Raw genomic sequence first — 1,226 nt, forward strand, 5'->3', positions numbered from 1 at the left:
GGCCTGGCCTTTGGCCCGGCATCGGAGCAATCCAGAATATCGCTGCAACTACGCCAGACCGCCGGCGGCGACGCGCTGATCGTCAAAATCCTCGACCTGATGCAGCAGAACCTCGAAGAGCCGCTTTTGATCCGCGACATTGCCCAGCAGGCCGGCGTCTCTCCGCGCAAGCTGGAACGCCGTTTTCAGCAAAAAACCAGAACCAGTCCGCTGGCCGCCTATCGCAAGCTGCGGATTGAGAAGGCCCGCCAGCTGTTGCTGCATACCACCCTGCCGCTGGCCGAGATCGTCGCCGCCACCGGTTTTGGCTCGCGCAGCAACCTTACCGAATGGTTCAAGCGCGAATACAAGACCAGCCCGCTGGCTTTCCGCAAAGAATACTACGCGGACAGCCACCCAGCAGGATCCGCCGCCTGAAAACAAGCTGGCACATTTATGAAAAAAGGCGGCCCTAAGGCCGCCTTTTGTCTGTTTGGGACCCGGTTCAGTTCCCTGATCCGCTGTCCTCGCCATCGTTGGAGAGGGCGCCGGGGTCAAAGACATTGCCGAATCCGGAGCCGTTGCCCTGCGGTTCCTGCTCTGCCTCCGCGCCATCCTCTTCGTCGCCCGACAGGGTGCCTGGGGCAAAGACGCCGCCGAAGCCGGAGTTGTTGCCGGTGCCGGTGGAGGGCGCGGATTGGGCTGGGGCAGCCTCGCCCTGCTGTTCCAGCTGCTGCTGGCGACGCAGCTCGCGCTGGCGGCGCAGCTCCTGGATGCGCTCTTCGGTCTCCAGGCGCTTTTGCTCCTGAATGTCGGCAATGCATTGCTGCGGGCTGTAGACCGTGGCAGTGCCGACCACCGCGACCGTGGCACAGGCCACAACCACCAGCGCCACCGCCGCAACATTGGAGCTGAGGAAACCGGGCAGCCGCAGCTTGCCGCTTTCCAGCTCCTCCACTGTTGCCTTCTTGCGGGCGGCGGCGACCAGTTCGCGGCGGCGCAAGCCGGCCTCATTGGCCAGCGCCGCAAACACCGTCAGCACCACGATGATGAAGGCCAGCGCCGAGATCGCGGGCGTGATGCCGTAGCGCACCTTCTGCGCCAGTTCGATGGTCAGCGTCGGGTATTCTCCGAAGGTGAAGGTGGTGGTGTTGTAGTTCTCGAACGATGCCAGGAATGCCAGCACCGCCGCCGAAGCGATGGCCGGCCGCATGAACGGCAGCAGCACCTTGCGGAAAGCCTGGGCA

At 64.0% G+C, this 1,226-nt stretch carries 2 protein-coding genes; one reads left to right on the plus strand and one right to left on the minus strand.

The annotated features are described in order from the left end of the window. Positions 1-417, plus strand: a 417-nt coding sequence (locus tag A2I95_RS39695) for a helix-turn-helix domain-containing protein (protein WP_291737842.1), incomplete at its 5' end; no start/stop codon positions are given. A 67-nt stretch (positions 418-484) separates the two neighbouring features. On the opposite strand, the gene A2I95_RS39700 is transcribed toward A2I95_RS39695, so the two are convergent. Beyond that, the coding region (locus tag A2I95_RS39700) for an ABC transporter permease (protein WP_367153217.1) at positions 485-1,226 on the minus strand (742 nt) is incomplete at its 5' end.

The organism is Leisingera sp. F5, assembly GCF_001593695.1.